This is a genomic window from Rhizobium sp. Leaf311 (assembly GCF_001423445.1).
In the GTDB taxonomy this organism is placed as follows: domain Bacteria; phylum Pseudomonadota; class Alphaproteobacteria; order Rhizobiales; family Rhizobiaceae; genus Agrobacterium.
The window spans coordinates 916,631-933,462 of the sequence record NZ_LMNZ01000004.1 but is presented as its reverse complement, the minus strand read 5'-3'; the positions used below and the strand labels follow the sequence as shown (position 1 = coordinate 933,462).

The following is a 16,832-nucleotide window of genomic DNA, read 5'->3' as shown; positions in this document are numbered from 1 at the left end:
TTATTGTTACTTGGTGTTTGCAGGGGCTTCGGTTTTCACCGGCTCACCCTTGACGCGCACTTCGGCGATATAGGTGCGCGATGCACGAACCTTCACGCCTTCGGCAATTTCGACTTCCAGCTCGCTATCGTCGATGACCTTGGTCACCTTGCCGACGATGCCGCCGCCGAGAACGACCTGATCACCACGGCGAATAGCCGTCAGCGTTTCCTGACGCTTCTTCAACTGCGCCCGCTGCGGACGGATCAGGAAAAAATACCAGACCACCATGAGCGGGGCAAACAGGAAAAGCATTTCAAGGCCAGACCCGAGAGCGGAAGGGGCAGCTGCCGCGTCCTGGGCAAAAGCTTGGCTAATGAACATAAAGAACTCCTCAGATTTTCGGGCGCAGTCTTAGCCACTGGCCGGCTTTCAAGCCGCCGGAATATAGTTGCGATCCCCTAGAATGCAACAGACACGGACAGTCCGCCGTACCGTTTCCACGCCTCATAACCTTTCAAGGCGATAAACACCATGCTAACCCGCGTAAATTCTACTGTAGCGCCCGCTTCATACAAGATGGATCAGACGTTTCAGATCGTGCTGGAGACGACAAGATGACATCGGACGAAACAAATCTGGCTTTGCTTTCCGAAGTACGCCGTCTGGCGGCAGCCCTGGAACGTCTTGCTGGCCCTGCACCCGCTGTAAATGACTGGAACAGCGCGGATTGCTTCGTCTGGGTGCCGGTCAATTCCTGGCTTCAGCCCGTCGCACGGCCCAACCGCGTTGCGCTGAAACTCATTCGTGGTGTCGATCATGTTCGCGATATCCTTCACGAAAACACCCTGCGGTTCGCAGAGGGCTTTGCCGCAAACAACGTGCTTTTATGGGGTGCGCGCGGCATGGGTAAATCATCGCTCGTCAAAGCCGTTCACGAAGACGTGCGGGTGGCGGCTGGCGTGCCGCTGAAGCTGGTGGAAGTCCACCGCGAGGACGTTCACACCCTGCCAGCTCTCATGGACATCCTGAAGACGTCAGACCAGCGCGTCATCGTGTTCTGCGACGACCTGTCCTTTGACCACGACGACACCGCCTACAAATCGCTGAAGGCAGCACTGGATGGCGGCATTGAGGGTCGCCCGGACAATGTCCTCTTCTACGCAACGTCGAACCGCCGACATCTTTTGCCGCGGCACATGATGGAGAATGAGCAGTCGACAGCCATCAATCCCTCGGAGGCAGTCGAAGAAAAAGTATCGCTGTCCGACCGATTCGGGCTTTGGCTCGGTTTTCACAAATGCAGTCAGGACGACTACCTTATCATGATCGATGGCTACGCTGACCATTTCGACCTCGGATTGGACCGCGAAACCCTGCATCACGAGGCATTGCAGTGGGCAACGACACGTGGCGGTAGGTCCGGTCGTGTAGCATGGCAATATATTCAGGATCTCGCGGGACGGTTACGTAAACGCCTGGACAGGTAAGATTTCACGTCAGCCACTTCTGAGGGGCGGCGCGCTCAGATGCAGCGCCGTCGCAAATGCTTGAAATAGAAAGCGATAATTGCGTCAGAAAGACGCTCGGTCTAAATTAGTATTTCCTAGTCAGCGGCGGAACTAACGGACAAAATTTCCGTTGTGATGGCACACGCGATCTCGCGTTGCTTCACAGGAGATCAATAATGACTGATCAGACAATATATACATCGTCCACAACAGGCGTTCGCGCTCCTGTCATGCGGGATTCGATTACCAATATTTCTTGGGGTGGTGTTTTCGCCGGCGTGGCGATTGCCCTTTCCCTTCACCTGCTTCTCAATCTTCTTGGCCTTGCCATCGGTGCAGGCGTTATCGACCCAGCGCAGAATGACACGCCAACGGCGGCTTCGCTGTCCACCGGCTCTGTCATCTGGATGATTGTCAGCGGCATCATTGCAGCCTTCGTCGGCGCTTATGTCGCCAGCCGCATGTCTGGCCGAGTCGTACGCTCGACGGGCGCCCTGCACGGCCTGACCACATGGGCCGTCACCACGCTCGTCGTCTTCTACATGCTGACCACTTCCGTTGGTGCACTGGTCGGTGGTGCGTTCTCCGGCGTAACCAGCGTTTTCTCGGGCGCAGGTTCGACAATTGCCACGGCAACCACTGCTGCAGCGCCTTCGTTAGCCAATGCCAGCAACCCGGTTGCAACGATCGAGCAGCGAATTCGTGAAGCAAGCGGCGGCAACGATCCGCAGGCTCTGCGTGATGCGGCGGTCAGCGCCGTTCGTGCAGCCCTGACAGGAGATCAGGCCCAGGCGGAAGATGCACGCAACCGTGCAGCAGACGCTCTTGCTCGCGCCCAGGGAATTCCTGTCGATCAGGCCCGTCAGCAGGTCACAGACTATGAAAACCAGTACAAGCAGGCTGTAGAACAGGCCAAGGTCCGCGCTACCGAGGCTGCCCAGGCAACGGCGACTGCCGTATCGACTGGTTCCTATGTCGCATTTGGTGCACTGCTTCTTGGTGCGGTTGCCGCTCTCTTTGGTGGCAATATGGGTGCTGCCCATACCGAACGCCGTCGCGAAACCGTTGTTCAGTAAACAATCCATCTGACAGAAACAGAAATGCCCGCGGTCAACGCGGGCATTTTTTTGACTTCAGGCTCGTTTTTTTAGAACTCCGGAAATTCCAGCTTGCTGGTGTCGTATCCCAGATCCTTTGCTTTCTTTACCATTACTGCCAACTTGGCTTTAGACGGCACGCTTCGTGCGTAAATCCAGAGGTTTTTCATGTCTGGATCGGAACTGATGAACCAGCTGCGGTCCGGCGACTGGTATCTGACCCAATAATTGAATGTGATGAACAGAGGGTACCGGACTTTCAGCTTCGCATTGGTTGCCTTGTAATCGCTGATCGTTCCTATGCCCTCTACGGTCTTCAAATCTCCCTGCGGTGAGCCCTCGCGACAGCCATCCTGGACGGCGATCTTATTGGGTGCATCGCCGGGTTTGTAGATGGTGAAACCTGCGACGCAACCATCCGTTAGCCACATGGGGGTACGCCCGATTTCCAGCCACTTGCCGGTGTAATGCGACATTTCGGTGCGAACGACGCCGGTTTCCGCCTTGGCTTCGTCAACAAGGCAGGCGCTGAGACCGCAGAAGGCCAAGGCGGCCGCAAGCGGGCGAATGAATGTTGTCATGGTTAATGCTCCGCAAATTCTATTTGCGTAACAACTCCCGTTTTGCAAGCAGGTTGCATGGCGCCAGTTCAGGAAAGCGTGTTCTGGGGCGTCACGAAGCCTGTTCACGCCCGTCCGGATATTCTGCCGGTCCCTTTATCTCCAGCATATTGCCGAAGGGATCATAAATATAGAAGGAGTGACCCATGCCCCTCGCCCCGCCATGCATCGCTTCCCGGTGAATGGCCACACCATGATTTTCAAGATGCACCCGCAGGGCATCATGCTCGAATGGTCCCGTCGCTATACAGATGTGATCAACATTGCGACCGCCAGCCACAGGTGGCGCAGCCTTCTGCCCGCCGGGATGCGTGATATCCCACAACACGATCAGCGATGCGCCACACCATACTTGCTCCATGCCCAGGGCGGGATAGGAATAGCCCGGTCGGCAGCCCATGACCTCATGATAGAAACGAAGGGCCTTGCCCATGTCGTCCACCAAAAGAACGACGTGGTCTATACCAACAAGCGAAAATGGTGCGGCTGATGTCACTGATCTCTCCTCCGGAATGCCGGATGCTACAATCGCCGTATCGAGCGTTCCGTCAACTGCGAAACTGGACCGACGAATGGGAGGGAGAGCTCGTCAGCTATTCGCAGACACATTCGGCCAATTCTTGGCAGCGGCATAAGAATAACGAGGAGAGAATGGATAAGTGGTACGCCCTAGGGGAGTCGAACCCCTCTTTTCAGAATGAAAATCTGACGTCCTAACCGATAGACGAAGGGCGCGTAACACTTGCGGTGTGGCGCCCTTATAGTCAGAGCTTTTTGATACCGCAAGCGGGAAAATGCACCTTTTGACAAAAAAATGACGGAGCCGCCCAGACGCCCTGAAAAACAAGGATTGTTCATTCAAAACAGGGGCTTATTTTGTGTGTGAATTAGCGATGGGTTGGCGCGATGTCCTGTTTCGAGCCTTGGTAGCCAGAGAATCTGCCCGCTTTTCATCTACCGATCCCGACTGGCAAAAATCCTGAAAGCGCTTGCTGGACATGGCAACCGAGCAACTGCAGCGCATGGGTTATCCACGAAGTGCGGCCACAAGATAAATCATCTACAACATCAGGAATTGAAAAATTAGATTCCGTGAATACATTCCGTCGCGCATCGCCACGGAATTGCTTTGTTTGAAGTCGATTTCGTTTCCCGTTGAATTTCAAAACGATCCGTCACCATACCGGGTCAGGACAGAGACTGAGAGACGCCCGCTGATGTCAATTCTGCAACGCTCACTGATTGCCAAGATTTTTCTCGTTTCTTTCCTGAGTGTTCACGTCCCTCTGATCGCCCTGGTCGTTTATCTTCTAACCGGCCTGGACACCGGCCCGGTCTCCATTTTCACGTTGATATTGGTCGCGACTGTTGTCGGCACGGGGGTGTGCCTGTTGGTGATGTGGCGGTTCATCAGGCCGCTCCAACATCTGGCAGCGGCTCTGCAGAAATATCCTGACGACAAGTGCGTTCTCAAACTTCATGCGCCCGGCAAGGATGAGATCGCCGTGGTGACGGACGCGACCAAATCGATTCTCGTACAGCTGGAAGAACTGACGAAGAAGCTGAAGCATCAGGCCACCACGGACTTTCTGACCGGCCTGGGTAACCGCCGCTCGCTGACCGAGCAGGTTCCCGGATTGCAGTCCCGCGCCCAAAGGGCGGGCGAGCCCCTCTCAATGGTCCTGTTCGATCTCGATAACTTCAAGATGATCAATGACGATTACGGCCATGATGTAGGCGACAACGTGCTGATGATCGTTGGGGAAATCGTGAAGGACTCTCTGCGCCCTTACGATCTCGCCTCGCGCATTGGCGGCGAGGAATTCTGCATCATCTTGCCCCGCACCTCCGGTGAAGCGGCGCTGAAGATTGCCGAGCGACTGCGGGCTGCGTTTCAGGAGTGCTATCTCGAACCCCTCCCCAAGGGACGCATCACCTGCAGCTTCGGCGTTGTCCAGGCCGAAGCTGACGAGCGTTTACAGCAATTGTTGCGTCGCGCCGACGCAGCCCTTTACCGCGCGAAGGAAACAGGTCGAAACCGCGTGATCGGTGCCTTTGCCGACAAAAGCCAATAGACGGCCACTTGGCTTTTTTTGCGCGGCAAGGCGGGAAACAATCCATAGAAAGACCTCCCGCCCTTGCCTTTCTGGCGATGTTGCCGCTATTAGCCAAAGCCATCGACAATTTTGACCAGATGGTAGACGCCCCATGTCCCTTCCCGATAAAGCCTTTCCCGTCTCATGGGATCAATTTCACCGTGATGCCCGTGCTCTGGCATGGCGTCTGGCCGGCCTGGACCAGGAGTTCACCGCCATCGTCTGCATTACGCGCGGTGGCCTTGTTCCCGCAGCGATCATCTCGCGCGAATTGAACATCCGCCTCATCGATACCGTCTGCATCGCAACGCGCCATGATTATATCAATCAGGGTGAGACGCAGCTCTTGAAAGGCATCTCTCCTGAATTGCTGGAAAAGGGCGGCGAAGGCATTCTCGTCATCGACGACCTGACCGATACCGGCAAAACGGCAATCGAAGTGCGGGAAATGCTGCCCAAGGCTCATTTCGCCTGCGTCTACGCCAAGCCCAAGGGCGTGCCGACCATCGACACCTTCATTACAGAAGTCAGCCAGGACACGTGGATCTATTTCCCATGGGATCTCGGCTTCACCTATCAGGAGCCGATTGCAAAGGGCTCTCGCGGCTAAATGCCGTTTTTCTGTACCACCATACCGGTTTCAAAGGCTGCCTTCGGGTGGCCTTTTTCATGTCCGTTTTTCGAAAATTGTCTCGTCAACACGAAAATCGGCTTCTGTGGAAATCACCCTTCTGTTGCTTGTACACAACACTGAAATTTTGCGCGAAAAAAGAAGATAGTCGCCTTCCGCAACGTGAGGACGTCGGCTCAAATATGGTTAAAATTGATCCAAGTTACTGAATTTTATAATGCCTTTTTCTTTCCCCGTTTTCCACAGGCGCCCCACACAATATCTTGTGGTTAATAAAGCCCTTCAAACTAGGCCTTGACGGAATCACCTCATATCCCGCAATGTAATGTCATGTTGCGGCGGCAATGGAATCGGGTTTCTCACCACAGGTTCTTTCCAGTTTCAGTTCACGCGTTTGCCTGCGTTCCGGCCATGAGGGGGTGGAACGCAATCAGCTGTTTGTGAACGGAAACATGTTGCCAAAACAAATGCGGGATATATGGCGACAGCAAACTGTTAATACTATATATGGTATGCTTGCAGCCGAAATCACCACGAGATAGAGGAACGACATCCAAAGATGATCGTTTCAACTGCGAAAGACATCAACCGGCTGCGCGTACGAGGCGCGAAGCCGGAGAGAATTTTTGCGCCCTGGCCCTGGGCGCCCAAGACGAGGATTAAGACAATGCGCATCGAACGCCGCTTCACCAAGCCCGGCCAGTCTCCCTATGCAGAGATTGAATTCCGAAAGGCGGTCAGCGAGATCAAGAACCCGGATGGCTCCATCGTCTTCCGCCTGGCCGATATCGACGTTCCCGCGCAGTTCTCACAGGTTGCGACAGACGTTCTGGCGCAGAAATATTTCCGCAAGGCTGGCGTCCCTGCCCGTCTGAAGAAGGTTGAGGAAAACGACGTTCCTTCCTTCCTCTGGCGCTCTGTTGCCGATGAAAAGGCGATGAAGGATATTCCCGAAGGTGAGCGTTACGGCTCCGAGATCGATGCGCGTCAGGTTTTTGACCGTCTCGCCGGCACATGGGCTTACTGGGGCTGGAAGGGCAAGTATTTCTCCTCGGAAGAAGACGCCCTCGCCTTCAAGGATGAGCTGGCTTACATGCTGGCAACCCAGCGCGTTGCGCCAAACTCTCCACAGTGGTTCAACACCGGCCTGCATTGGGCCTATGGCATCGATGGTCCCGGCCAGGGCCACTTCTATGTCGACCCCTTCACCGGCAAGCTGACCAAGTCCAAGTCGTCTTACGAACACCCGCAGCCCCATGCCTGCTTCATCCAGTCCGTTGAAGACGATCTGGTCAATGAAGGCGGCATCATGGATCTTTGGGTTCGTGAAGCGCGCCTGTTCAAATACGGTTCCGGCACCGGCTCCAACTTCTCCTACCTGCGTGGCGAAGGCGAAAAACTGTCCGGCGGCGGTCGCTCCTCCGGCCTCATGAGCTTCCTCAAGATCGGTGACCGCGCAGCTGGCGCCATCAAGTCCGGCGGCACCACCCGTCGTGCGGCCAAGATGGTCGTTGTTGATGCCGATCACCCCGATATCGAAGCTTACATCGACTGGAAGGTGAACGAAGAGCAGAAGGTTGCTGCCCTCGTTACCGGTTCCAAGATCGTTGCCAAGCACCTCAAGGCCATCATGAAGGCCTGCGTGAACTGCGAAGCAGATAATGGCGATTGCTTCGACCCTGCCAAGAACCCTGCCCTCAAGCGCGAAATCCGCGCTGCCAAGAAGGACATGGTTCCCGAGAACTACGTCAAGCGCGTCATCCAGTTCGCCCAGCAGGGCTACAAGGAAATCGAATTCAAGACCTACGACACCGATTGGGATTCGGAAGCCTACCTCACGGTTTCGGGCCAGAACTCCAACAACTCCGTGTCACTGAAGGATGACTTCCTGCGCGCCGTTGAAGACGATGGCGACTGGAACCTCACCGCCCGCAAGGACGGCAAGGTCATGAAGACACTGAAGGCCCGCGCTCTATGGGAAAAGATTTCCCATGCCGCATGGGCATCGGCTGACCCGGGCCTGCACTTCAACACCACCATGAACGACTGGCATACATCGCCAGCCGCTGGCCCCATCCGCGCATCCAACCCTTGCTCGGAATACATGTTCCTTGACGATACGGCCTGCAACCTTGCTTCGCTGAACCTGCTTCAGTTCAAGGACGCCCAGACCAAGAAGATCGATATTGCCGATTACGAACACGCCGTCCGTCTGTGGACTGTTGTTCTCGAAGTCTCGGTCATGATGGCGCAGTTCCCATCCAAGGAAATTGCCGAACGCTCTTACGAATACCGCACGCTGGGCCTCGGGTATGCCAACATCGGCGGCCTCTTGATGTCCTCGGGCATTCCTTACGATAGCGATGAAGGCCGTGCGATTGCCGGTGCCTTGACTGCCATCATGACGGGCGTTTCCTATGCAACGTCAGCTGAAATGGCTGGCGAGCTTGGCCCCTTCCCGGGCTTTGCGCCGAACCGCGACAACATGCTGCGCGTTATCAGGAACCACCGCCGTGCTGCCCAGGGTCTTGCCTATGGCTATGAAGGCCTGTCGGTAAACCCGGTTGCGCTCATCCATGCGGATTGCACGGATCCTGACCTCATCACCCACGCGGTCGCCGCATGGGACAGGGCTCTGGAGCTTGGCGAGAAGCATGGCTACCGCAACGCCCAGACCACCGTTATCGCACCGACAGGCACAATCGGCCTCGTCATGGATTGCGACACGACCGGTATTGAGCCTGACTTTGCTTTGGTGAAGTTCAAGAAACTGGCCGGTGGCGGCTACTTCAAGATCATCAACCGCGCTGTGCCAGAATCCCTGCGCTCGCTCGGCTACTCCGAAAGCCAGATCGCCGAGATCGAAGCCTACGCAGTCGGCCATGGCAATCTCAACCAGGCTCCTGCCATCAACGCATCGACCCTACGCGCCAAGGGCTTTACCGATGAGAAGATCGAAGCCGTCAACGGCGCGCTGAAAGCCGCCTTCGACATCAAGTTCGTCTTCAACCAGTGGACGCTCGGCGCTGACTTCCTCAAGGAGACCCTCAAGGTTTCCGACGAGCAGCTGTCGGACATGAGCTTCAACCTGCTTGAGCACATCGGCTTCTCAAAGAAGGATATCGAAGCGGCCAACGTGCATGTTTGCGGCGCGATGACGCTGGAAGGCGCACCGTTCCTCAAGGACGAGCATCTGCCTGTTTTCGATTGCGCCAATCCATGCGGCAAGATCGGCAAGCGTTACCTCTCGGTAGAAAGCCACATCCGCATGATGGCGGCAGCGCAGCCCTTCATCTCGGGTGCGATTTCCAAGACCATCAACATGCCGAATGATGCAACGGTTGAAGATTGCGGCGCAGCCTACATGCTGTCCTGGAAGCTGGCTTTGAAGGCCAACGCGCTTTACCGCGATGGCTCCAAGCTTTCCCAGCCGCTTAACGCTTCGCTGGTCGAAGATGATGACAACGAAGATGCACTGGACGAGCTGATCGCTCAGCCACAGGCAGCGCAGGCCGTCACCATCACCGAAAAGATCATCGAGCGCGTGATCGAGCGTGTCAGCCGCGAGCGTGAGAAGCTTCCGAACCGCCGTCAGGGTTACACCCAGAAGGCAGCCGTTGGCGGCCACAAGGTCTATCTGCGCACCGGCGAATTCGGTGACGGACGCCTCGGCGAAATCTTCATCGACATGCACAAGGAAGGCGCCGCTTTCCGTGCGATGATGAACAACTTCGCCATCGCCATCTCGCTCGGCCTGCAATATGGCGTGCCGCTGGAAGAATATGTGGAGGCCTTCACCTTCACCAAGTTCGAACCAGCCGGCATGGTCATCGGCAATGACGCGATCAAGAATGCGACATCGATCCTCGACTACGTGTTCCGCGAACTCGCCGTCTCCTACCTTGGCCGTCATGATCTGGCCCACGTGGATACGTCGGACTTCTCGCAGACGGCACTCGGAAAGGGCATTCAGGAAGGCAAGACAAACCTTCTGTCCACCGGCTGGACCCGCGGTTACAAGCCGACGCTGGTTTCCGGCAGTGGCAGCGAGCGTACGGCTTCCGAGCCCAAGGGATCGGCCACCGCCGCCCCTGCCCGCGCTTCCGGCAACGTGACGCAGATCTCCGGCAACACCGTCCGCAAGCTCGAGCCAGCCATTGCCGCTTCCACCTCGGAAGTCGTCGCGTTCAAGCGTGATTACGAGGAACGCGCCAAGGAACAGGCTGAAGAAATCGCAGAAGACTCACTGGCCACCGAATCCGAACAGGCAGCCACCGCCCTCTTCTCCGACAAAGCCGCCGCCGACGCAGCCTCTGCCAAGACGGAAGCCAAGAAAAAGGAAGCCGAACGCCGTATGCGCTCGATTGCCCAGGGCTACACCGGCAACATGTGCTCCGAGTGCCAGAACTTCACCATGGTGCGGAACGGCACATGCGAAAAGTGCGACACTTGCGGTGCAACGAGCGGATGCTCTTGATTGACACCTGTGCTCCATCTCTAATGGAGTAATCGAAGTGGGGCGGCTTGATATCAGCCGCCCTTTTTCGTTTCTTACTTCCAGAGGAACCATAATCCGGGCGCCAAGACTGTCGGCTGTCGCGCTATGAATAGGCAAACGCAAGCATGGAATCGATCAAAGCCAAAGCAGAAGGTCCTCGTGCGGGTCGCCCTCCGGTATTGACCGCGCAGGAACGTCGAGCGCGAATTCTGGATGCTGCGGAAGCGCTGTTCGTGGAGGTCGGCTACGTCAACACGACGATGGTCCGCATTGCGGAGCGCGCGGGCATGTCAAAGCGGACGCTTTACGAGACTTTTCCCGACAAGCGCGACATATTCACAGCCGTCGTGGATTTCCAGAACAGTGTTCCGCCATTGCCGCTGATTGCCGATGAAGACGATCCTCGCAAGGTTTTATGCGATACGCTGCTCCACATTGCCCATTTTCTTCTCGAGCCGCGCCGGATTGCCTTGGCGAGACTTGCTATAGCCGAAGCTCGAAGCCTGCCGGACGTGACACAGAATTTCTTCGAAAATGCCTATGACGTTCTGACCCGCATGGTTGCTGAACGTCTGGAACTGTTGATGGAACGCGGGCAAATAAGCATTGCCGGCACGGCCCAGTCCGTTGCGGATCTTCTGTTGGGGGCCACTCTGGGAGACGCGCTTGTTCGCTACCTTGGTTTTCCGGACAAGGCCGAAGAGTTGCGAAACGAAGAGCTTTCACGCCGCGCATCTGCTGCGGTTGCGATGATGTCATCGGGGCTGGGACTACCGCCCTCCCGGTAGGCCCCATCGCGGACGTCTGGATCATAAATCCAATGACGGGCCACCCGATAAGATGCCGCCCGGTTACCGGGCGACACTTGTGTAGACTTCAGCAAGACGCAGCACGCCTGCCGAGGCCGGTCTTTACTCGCCTGCCTCCAGGCCGAATTTCTTCGCTATCCACCGAGCAGAAAGCGCCACGATTTCTGGATATCGATCGAGAAGGATGCCGTAGTGCTGGCCGGGATATTCAAGCAGCTCCTTTTCACCGGGAACCATCTCAAACATCTTCCGCGCATCCTCAACTGGCGCAACGGTGTCCTGAGAGGCGAGCACCAGCAAGAGAGGCGCCTTGATGCGCTCTGCGTAAGCAGGCGTTTCCATTTCGAACAGCCGGTCGAGCGAAGCGATCGCCAGTTCGTTGCGGAAGCTTGGAATGTCGTTGTAGTGTTTGGTGAATTCGATGCCGGATGGATCGGTAAACATGACCGGAGGGCCGCCGGGCTTCTGCTCGCCAATAACCTGCAAGGTAACGGGCGGCTCACCCCGCATCTGCGCATCACGGTCTGCGTAAATCGCGTCTTCCAGTCGCTTCAATGCTTCTGGGGCAAACAATTTTCTTGCAGAAAAACCAGAAACTGGCGGAACGAGCGCAACAACAGCGCCAACGCGACGGTCGGTTCCTGCCACGAACAGCGCGACCTGGCCACCAAGGCTGATGCCCCAAACGGCAATCCGGCTGGCATCAATTTCGGGGCGCAACGACAGATGCGTGATGACGTCTCGAAGATCGCGACCGAACTGCCAGGGGTCGACGAGCTGACGTGGCTCCCCTCCACTCAAGCCGTAGCCACGATGATCGTAAAACAGCACACCGAGCCCAACGCCGGTATAGTGTGGGGCATCCCTGTGAATACCCTCGGCAACACTGCCGATTCCCGAATGGGCAATAACCACTGGAACAGGGCCGGTTGTGTTTTCAGGCAGGAAAAGCCGCCCACGCAAAACGGTACCGGAAACCGGAAATTCAATATCTTTAAACATGCGTTTCTCCCTATGGCAGCATCCGTCCGGCGTGAACCTTGCCTCGGCGACGTGCTGTCCATAATTACAAAACACTACGGTTTTCAAATGTCAATGGGCGAATATTTTTGTGAGCACTCCAGGATTTTTCCCTGACCGACAGCAGTCGACATGTGAGTGTAACCGTCAGATGGAGCGTACAAGTACGCCAACGCCAGCGAGGCATTTCCTGAGGTACGGCAGAAATGACAAGGTCTGCAGCGGTGCGCCGAAATCTAGGCGACAGCACGCGGAAGCATCGATCACTCTAAAGCGAAGCGGAGCGTAAAAGCTTGTATGTGATGAAATAAGGTTGAGACCAACCGCCGTGATTGCTGACGAAAAGACAAATCAAGATGCGCAGGATGGGTGGCCGGCAGCTGCGCTGCCTTGCAACATGGCCGAACCGCCCTCCCATCTCAGGCAAGGCAGCTCCGGTTCGATGCGTCACATACGGCGTGCTTCCAGCCGCCGCTTGTCGCGGTTCACGTATTCAAGGCCGAGACTTGTCAGGCGGAATTGGCGTTTTTGAAATTCACCGCGGATCTGGATGAAGCCCTGCTCTTCGGCTTCAGCAAGCGTCTTCAGGCCGGTGCCTTTGGGTGGGGACTGCCAGTCGGTGCCGTTAGCGCTGTGCAGCAAAACCATGATCTTGATAATGTCGGTTCTCCATGGCTGACAGATGCAGCCGTGTTGCGTCTTTCAAAACAGCCCTCTGCGGCTGTTGCGCTGAACTCCAGTGCCCAACGGGGCACCGGAGTTACATTCGGCGCCTGTTTACTTCTTCTTCGTCGTGCTTTCGCTGGCTTTCACCTGCGAACCGAGTGTGGGAGCAGCGGCGGGAGCCACCTTGTCCTTTTTCGGCTTTCTGATTTCCTTGTTGCTGCGAACTTGACCCTTGGCCATCGAATATCCTCCCGGTTTGGTTTGTCAACTTAGCGGCCATCTGAACTGTAAAGGCAAGCGCTTTCTGGCGGGCATGCAAAGGCAGATGCTCAACCCACGAAAAAAGCGCGGAAATCATTCACATTCGTTCCGGTCGGGCCTGAAACGAAGAGATCGCCCGCCAGATCAAAGGCAGACCACGCGTCATGACCAGACAGAAATCTTCGCGCTTCGCCGCCAGCGGCAAGAATGCGCGCAATGCTGCCGCCATCACAGAATGCGCCAGCGTTGGTCTCCGAACCATCGATCCCATCCGTGTCAGCTGCAAGACCGGTGACGCCGGCCACATCCTGCAGGTCGAGTGCTGCGGAAAGCAGAAACTCCGTATTGCGGCCGCCCTTGCCATAGCCGCCATTGCCAATGGTGACCGTTGTTTCACCGCCGGAAAGGAGAACCATCGGTTTTTTGAAGGCAGCGCTGCTAGCAAACTCCCGCGCAAGTGCGGCGTGCATACGTCCAATATCCTTCGCTTCGCCTTCGATACTGTCTGAAAGAATGAGCGGATGGACACCGCGCTGTCGTGCGAGCTCCGCTGCCGCTTCGAGCGACACACGCGACGAGGCTATGACGTGCACTTCGTTGCGGGCGAAAATATTGTCGCCCGGCATGGGGGCGGTGGCATGTGAGATGCTCTCTACCATCCGTTCCGGTAAATCGATCCGATAATCGCGGATAGCCCGGATTGCGTCCTGCGCACTCCCCTCGTCCGGCACTGTCGGCCCTGAGGCAACGAAGGCGGGATTGTCGCCGGGCACATCAGACACAACAAGGCTGACGACCCTGGCCGGATGGGCAAGCGCTGTAAGCCTGCCACCTTTGATGCGCGAAAAATGCTTTCGCACCACATTCATTGCGGAAATCGGGGCACCGGAGGCCAGGAGAGCCTTGTTCAACAAAATTTCATCGGCAAGTTCAAATCCCGCCGGAGGCGCGGGCAAAAGCGAGGATCCACCGCCCGAGATAAGCGCGATGACAAGATCGTCCTTCGTTAGCCCTTCGAGGGAGGCCATCAATGCCTGTGAGGCATCCAGGCCTGCGACATCAGGAACGGGGTGCGCGGATTGAATGACTTTAATTCGTTCGCAAGCGGCAACAGGCCCGTGTCTCGCCACCACCAAACCTTCGAGGGGATGCGGCCATGCGCGCTCAAATGCCTCAGCCATCTGACTCGAGGCCTTGCCCGCCCCGATGATGATCGTGCGACCCTTTGGAGGCTGCGGAAGATGACGAACGATTGCCTCGTAAGGGTCTGCTGCTTTGACAGCAGCAAAGAATAAATCCCTCAGAAAAGCCCGTGGCTCAAAGACCAATGTTGTCCTCCCTCAAAAAAAGACGCGCGCTGTTTGCGACAGCATGACCGGCGCAGGCAAGCTTCGCAAGTCCACGGTGGTCCAATCTGGCAGCGCGATTGAACTTCTCTGGCCTTGAGGCGTTGCCACCTAGATCGACCTGTGTATCGGAGGGAGCCATGGCAAACACGGAAAATCTGGGGCCGGAATATCACAACAATCCGGACAAGGAACGGTTACGCGGCCGCAGGTTCGTCTGGTCTCGGCGCAAATCCAAACCTTGGAGCTTCACACTTGCCCTTATCTTCTGCCTGATTGCTGCGGCCTGTGCGATTGCTGTGACCTACCTCGTTACGTCACATCCCGGGAAACCGGATTCGAACCCCGGCATCGAAAGTCCAAGCCAGCCCTAAAGCGCGCATCAAGCGAGCAACTGAGCCCCAAATTGGGCGTGGTAAAGACGGCTATACGGCCCCTTGGCGTCGATCAGTTCGCCGTGATTACCGGTTTCAACGATACCAGTCTCATCCACGACAACAATGCGTGATGCGTCCCTGATCGTCGCCAGCCTGTGCGCGATGACGAGAGTGGTTCTCCCCTTCGCCAACTCGCCCAGCGACGCTTGAATCGCCCGTTCCGTTTCCGTATCGAGCGCCGAAGTTGCCTCATCCAGAATGAGCACAGGCGGATTTTTCAGAAACATTCGCGCAATAGACATACGCTGCTTCTGCCCGCCGGAAAGTTTCACTCCCCGCTCGCCGATGATTGTGTTCATCCCATCAGGCATCTCGCTTATCACACCGTCCAGACGCGCGCGGCGGGCAGCTTCCCAAATCTCGGCCTCGCTTGCTCCCAGCCGGCCATATTCGATATTCTCACGGATCGTGCCGCCAAAGAGGAAGACATCCTGCTGAACGATGCCGATCTGACTGCGGAGAGAGGCCAGTTTCAGTTTGCGGATATCGATCCCGTCAATGGTGATAGATCCACCTGACACCTCATAAAATCTGGGCAGCAGAGAGCAGAGCGTCGTCTTGCCCGCGCCCGACGGACCCACGAAAGCAACCGTCTCTCCCGCCTTGATCGCCAGATCGATGTTGCTGAGCACCTGCTTGCCATCGCTATAGCCAAAACTGACATTGCTGTACGAGATGTTGCCTTTCAACACAGGTGCATCCACCGCATCCGGCGCATCCGTAATGTCGGGGTCGGTGTCAATCAATTCGGTAAAGCGGCGAAAACCGGCAATGCCCTTGGGATAGGTTTCTATGACGGAGTTGATCTTTTCGACGGGGCGAAAGAACACATTGACGAGAAGCAAAAAGCCGATGAAACCACCATTGGTCAGGTCACCGGTCAAGACAAGCCAGGCACCGCAAATCATGATGATCATCTGCGTCAACCGCATACTCATATAGCTGAGTGACGTGCTGGCAGCCATGATCTTATAGGCGTTGAGTTTTGTCTGGCGGTACTGCTGGTTCTCGGTTTCGAACAGCGCACGTTCGTGGTTCTCGTTGGCGAAGGCCTGGACCACGCGCATTCCGCCAACGTTTTCCTCAATGCGGGCGTTGAAGGCCCCGACGCGCCCGTAAAGTGCGCGGAAATTATTGGTCATGCGGCTGCCGTAACGGCTCGTTACCCACGCCGTGATTGGTACAATGGCAGCGGTGATGAGCGCCAGCGGGACGTTGACGGAGAGCATAAGCAAGAACGCTCCGAGGAACGTCATGAGGGCGATGAAAAGATCTTCCGGACCGTGATGCGCCACCTCGCCAATTTCTTCGAGATCCTTGGTCAACCGGCCGACAAGATGACCGGTCTTCTGATTGTCAAAAAATCGGAACGAGAGCTTTTGCAGATGGTCGAATGCGTGGCGCCGCATATCGGTCTCGATATTGATACCAAGCATATGCCCCCAATAGGTGACGATCGCCATCAGGCCGGTGTTCAAGACGTAGATAACGAGAAGACCGATAGAGGCGAGAAGAATGAGAGACCAGTCCCCAGCCGGCAGAAGAAAATCCACGAAAGCCTTCACAGCCATCGGAAATCCCAGTTCCAGCAGGCCCGACAGCACTGCGCATGAGAAGTCCAGAATGAACAGCCCTCTATATGGCCGGTAGTAAGAGAAGAATCTGGAAAGCATGGTCTAAATCCATAACGGTTGAGGACCGCCATCAAGTTTGCAAAACATGTCCTCAATTCTCATATTCAGTGAACGAGGCCAAGGCTGCTTGCGTTATTTTTACCAAAATCGTTCAGTAGGATATGCGAACACTATAAAAACGAAATGCTGGCAGAATATGCTGTAAACTGTCCATCAAATGATGACAG

At 56.2% G+C, this 16,832-nt stretch carries 15 protein-coding genes and 1 tRNA gene; 7 read left to right on the top strand and 9 right to left on the bottom strand.

Going from position 1 to position 16,832, the window contains the following annotated elements; all coding sequences use genetic code 11:
• Positions 1-6 precede the first annotated feature (6 nt).
• Positions 7-363 (bottom strand): preprotein translocase subunit YajC, encoded by a 357-nt coding sequence (yajC, locus tag ASF69_RS10265; protein WP_062587140.1) that lies wholly within the window; start codon positions 361-363, stop codon positions 7-9.
• Positions 364-596: 233 nt separating this feature from the next.
• On the opposite strand from yajC, the gene ASF69_RS10260 reads away from it, so the two are divergent.
• The gene (locus tag ASF69_RS10260; RefSeq protein WP_062587139.1) at positions 597-1,469 is read left to right on the top strand and encodes an ATP-binding protein; all 873 of its coding nucleotides are present in this window, start codon (positions 597-599) and stop codon (positions 1,467-1,469) included.
• A gap of 251 nt (positions 1,470-1,720) precedes the next feature.
• Entirely contained in the window at positions 1,721-2,566 is an 846-nt protein-coding gene (locus ASF69_RS10255) for a PhnA-like protein (RefSeq protein ID WP_112961830.1), read from the top strand.
• Between the two features lie 71 nt (positions 2,567-2,637).
• On the opposite strand, the gene ASF69_RS10250 is transcribed toward ASF69_RS10255, so the two are convergent.
• From ASF69_RS10250 to ASF69_RS10240, 3 genes are all read right to left on the bottom strand, one after another.
• The gene (locus ASF69_RS10250; protein ID WP_082469668.1) at positions 2,638-3,168 is read right to left on the bottom strand and encodes a lipocalin family protein; all 531 of its coding nucleotides are present in this window, start codon (positions 3,166-3,168) and stop codon (positions 2,638-2,640) included.
• Between the two features lie 91 nt (positions 3,169-3,259).
• On the bottom strand, positions 3,260-3,703 hold the full coding sequence (locus ASF69_RS10245; protein ID WP_062587137.1) for a VOC family protein: 444 nt from the start codon (positions 3,701-3,703) through the stop codon (positions 3,260-3,262).
• Between the two features lie 164 nt (positions 3,704-3,867).
• Positions 3,868-3,942 (bottom strand) — tRNA-Glu (locus ASF69_RS10240).
• A gap of 482 nt (positions 3,943-4,424) precedes the next feature.
• On the opposite strand from ASF69_RS10240, the gene ASF69_RS10235 reads away from it, so the two are divergent.
• From ASF69_RS10235 to ASF69_RS10220, 4 genes are all read left to right on the top strand, one after another.
• Entirely contained in the window at positions 4,425-5,282 is an 858-nt protein-coding gene (locus tag ASF69_RS10235; protein WP_062587136.1) for a GGDEF domain-containing protein, read from the top strand.
• A gap of 133 nt (positions 5,283-5,415) precedes the next feature.
• Positions 5,416-5,913 carry a xanthine phosphoribosyltransferase gene (gene gpt, locus ASF69_RS10230; protein ID WP_062587135.1) on the top strand — a complete coding sequence of 166 codons (498 nt, stop codon included), beginning with the start codon at positions 5,416-5,418 and terminating at the stop codon, positions 5,911-5,913.
• 688 nt (positions 5,914-6,601) lie between these two features.
• Positions 6,602-10,411 (top strand): vitamin B12-dependent ribonucleotide reductase, encoded by a 3,810-nt coding sequence (locus ASF69_RS10225; protein ID WP_062587287.1) that lies wholly within the window; start codon positions 6,602-6,604, stop codon positions 10,409-10,411.
• Positions 10,412-10,557: 146 nt separating this feature from the next.
• Positions 10,558-11,220: a TetR/AcrR family transcriptional regulator gene (locus ASF69_RS10220; protein WP_062587134.1), complete on the top strand. Its 663-nt coding sequence runs from the start codon at positions 10,558-10,560 to the stop codon at positions 11,218-11,220.
• A gap of 123 nt (positions 11,221-11,343) precedes the next feature.
• On the opposite strand, the gene ASF69_RS10215 is transcribed toward ASF69_RS10220, so the two are convergent.
• The 4 genes from ASF69_RS10215 to ASF69_RS10205 all read right to left on the bottom strand — a co-directional run bounded on the left by ASF69_RS10215 (position 11,344) and on the right by ASF69_RS10205 (position 14,516).
• The gene (locus tag ASF69_RS10215) at positions 11,344-12,318 is read right to left on the bottom strand and encodes an alpha/beta fold hydrolase (protein WP_348271376.1); all 975 of its coding nucleotides are present in this window, start codon (positions 12,316-12,318) and stop codon (positions 11,344-11,346) included.
• A gap of 390 nt (positions 12,319-12,708) precedes the next feature.
• Positions 12,709-12,909, bottom strand: a complete 201-nt coding sequence (locus ASF69_RS10210) for a hypothetical protein (RefSeq protein WP_062587132.1) — start codon at positions 12,907-12,909, stop codon at positions 12,709-12,711.
• A 129-nt stretch (positions 12,910-13,038) separates the two neighbouring features.
• Positions 13,039-13,167, bottom strand: a complete 129-nt coding sequence (locus ASF69_RS23750; protein ID WP_280136381.1) for a hypothetical protein — start codon at positions 13,165-13,167, stop codon at positions 13,039-13,041.
• An 89-nt stretch (positions 13,168-13,256) separates the two neighbouring features.
• On the bottom strand, positions 13,257-14,516 hold the full coding sequence (locus tag ASF69_RS10205) for a glycerate kinase (protein WP_062587131.1): 1,260 nt from the start codon (positions 14,514-14,516) through the stop codon (positions 13,257-13,259).
• Between the two features lie 158 nt (positions 14,517-14,674).
• Here ASF69_RS10205 and ASF69_RS10200 point away from each other — a divergent pair, with 158 nt between their 5' ends.
• Positions 14,675-14,908, top strand: coding sequence for a hypothetical protein (locus ASF69_RS10200; RefSeq protein ID WP_062587130.1), 234 nt, complete (start codon positions 14,675-14,677; stop codon positions 14,906-14,908).
• 8 nt (positions 14,909-14,916) lie between these two features.
• On the opposite strand, the gene ASF69_RS10195 is transcribed toward ASF69_RS10200, so the two are convergent.
• Positions 14,917-16,644 carry an ABC transporter ATP-binding protein gene (locus ASF69_RS10195; protein ID WP_062587129.1) on the bottom strand — a complete coding sequence of 576 codons (1,728 nt, stop codon included), beginning with the start codon at positions 16,642-16,644 and terminating at the stop codon, positions 14,917-14,919.
• Positions 16,645-16,832 lie beyond the last annotated feature (188 nt).

Bases quoted from the DNA above. Each gene is read 5' to 3' on its own strand.
- ASF69_RS10200 (WP_062587130.1), top strand. From the start codon at position 14,675: ATGGCAAACACGGAAAATCTGGGGCCGGAATATCACAACAATCCGGAC.
- ASF69_RS10220 (WP_062587134.1), top strand. From the start codon at position 10,558: ATGGAATCGATCAAAGCCAAAGCAGAAGGTCCTCGTGCGGGTCGCCCT.
- ASF69_RS23750 (WP_280136381.1), bottom strand. From the start codon at position 13,167: ATGGCCAAGGGTCAAGTTCGCAGCAACAAGGAAATCAGAAAGCCGAAA.
- ASF69_RS10250 (WP_082469668.1), bottom strand. From the start codon at position 3,168: ATGACAACATTCATTCGCCCGCTTGCGGCCGCCTTGGCCTTCTGCGGT.
- ASF69_RS10195 (WP_062587129.1), bottom strand. From the start codon at position 16,644: ATGCTTTCCAGATTCTTCTCTTACTACCGGCCATATAGAGGGCTGTTC.
- ASF69_RS10255 (WP_112961830.1), top strand. From the start codon at position 1,721: ATGCGGGATTCGATTACCAATATTTCTTGGGGTGGTGTTTTCGCCGGC.
- ASF69_RS10235 (WP_062587136.1), top strand. From the start codon at position 4,425: ATGTCAATTCTGCAACGCTCACTGATTGCCAAGATTTTTCTCGTTTCT.
- ASF69_RS10225 (WP_062587287.1), top strand. From the start codon at position 6,602: ATGCGCATCGAACGCCGCTTCACCAAGCCCGGCCAGTCTCCCTATGCA.
- ASF69_RS10260 (WP_062587139.1), top strand. From the start codon at position 597: ATGACATCGGACGAAACAAATCTGGCTTTGCTTTCCGAAGTACGCCGT.
- ASF69_RS10210 (WP_062587132.1), bottom strand. From the start codon at position 12,909: ATGGTTTTGCTGCACAGCGCTAACGGCACCGACTGGCAGTCCCCACCC.
- yajC (WP_062587140.1), bottom strand. From the start codon at position 363: ATGTTCATTAGCCAAGCTTTTGCCCAGGACGCGGCAGCTGCCCCTTCC.
- gpt (WP_062587135.1), top strand. From the start codon at position 5,416: ATGTCCCTTCCCGATAAAGCCTTTCCCGTCTCATGGGATCAATTTCAC.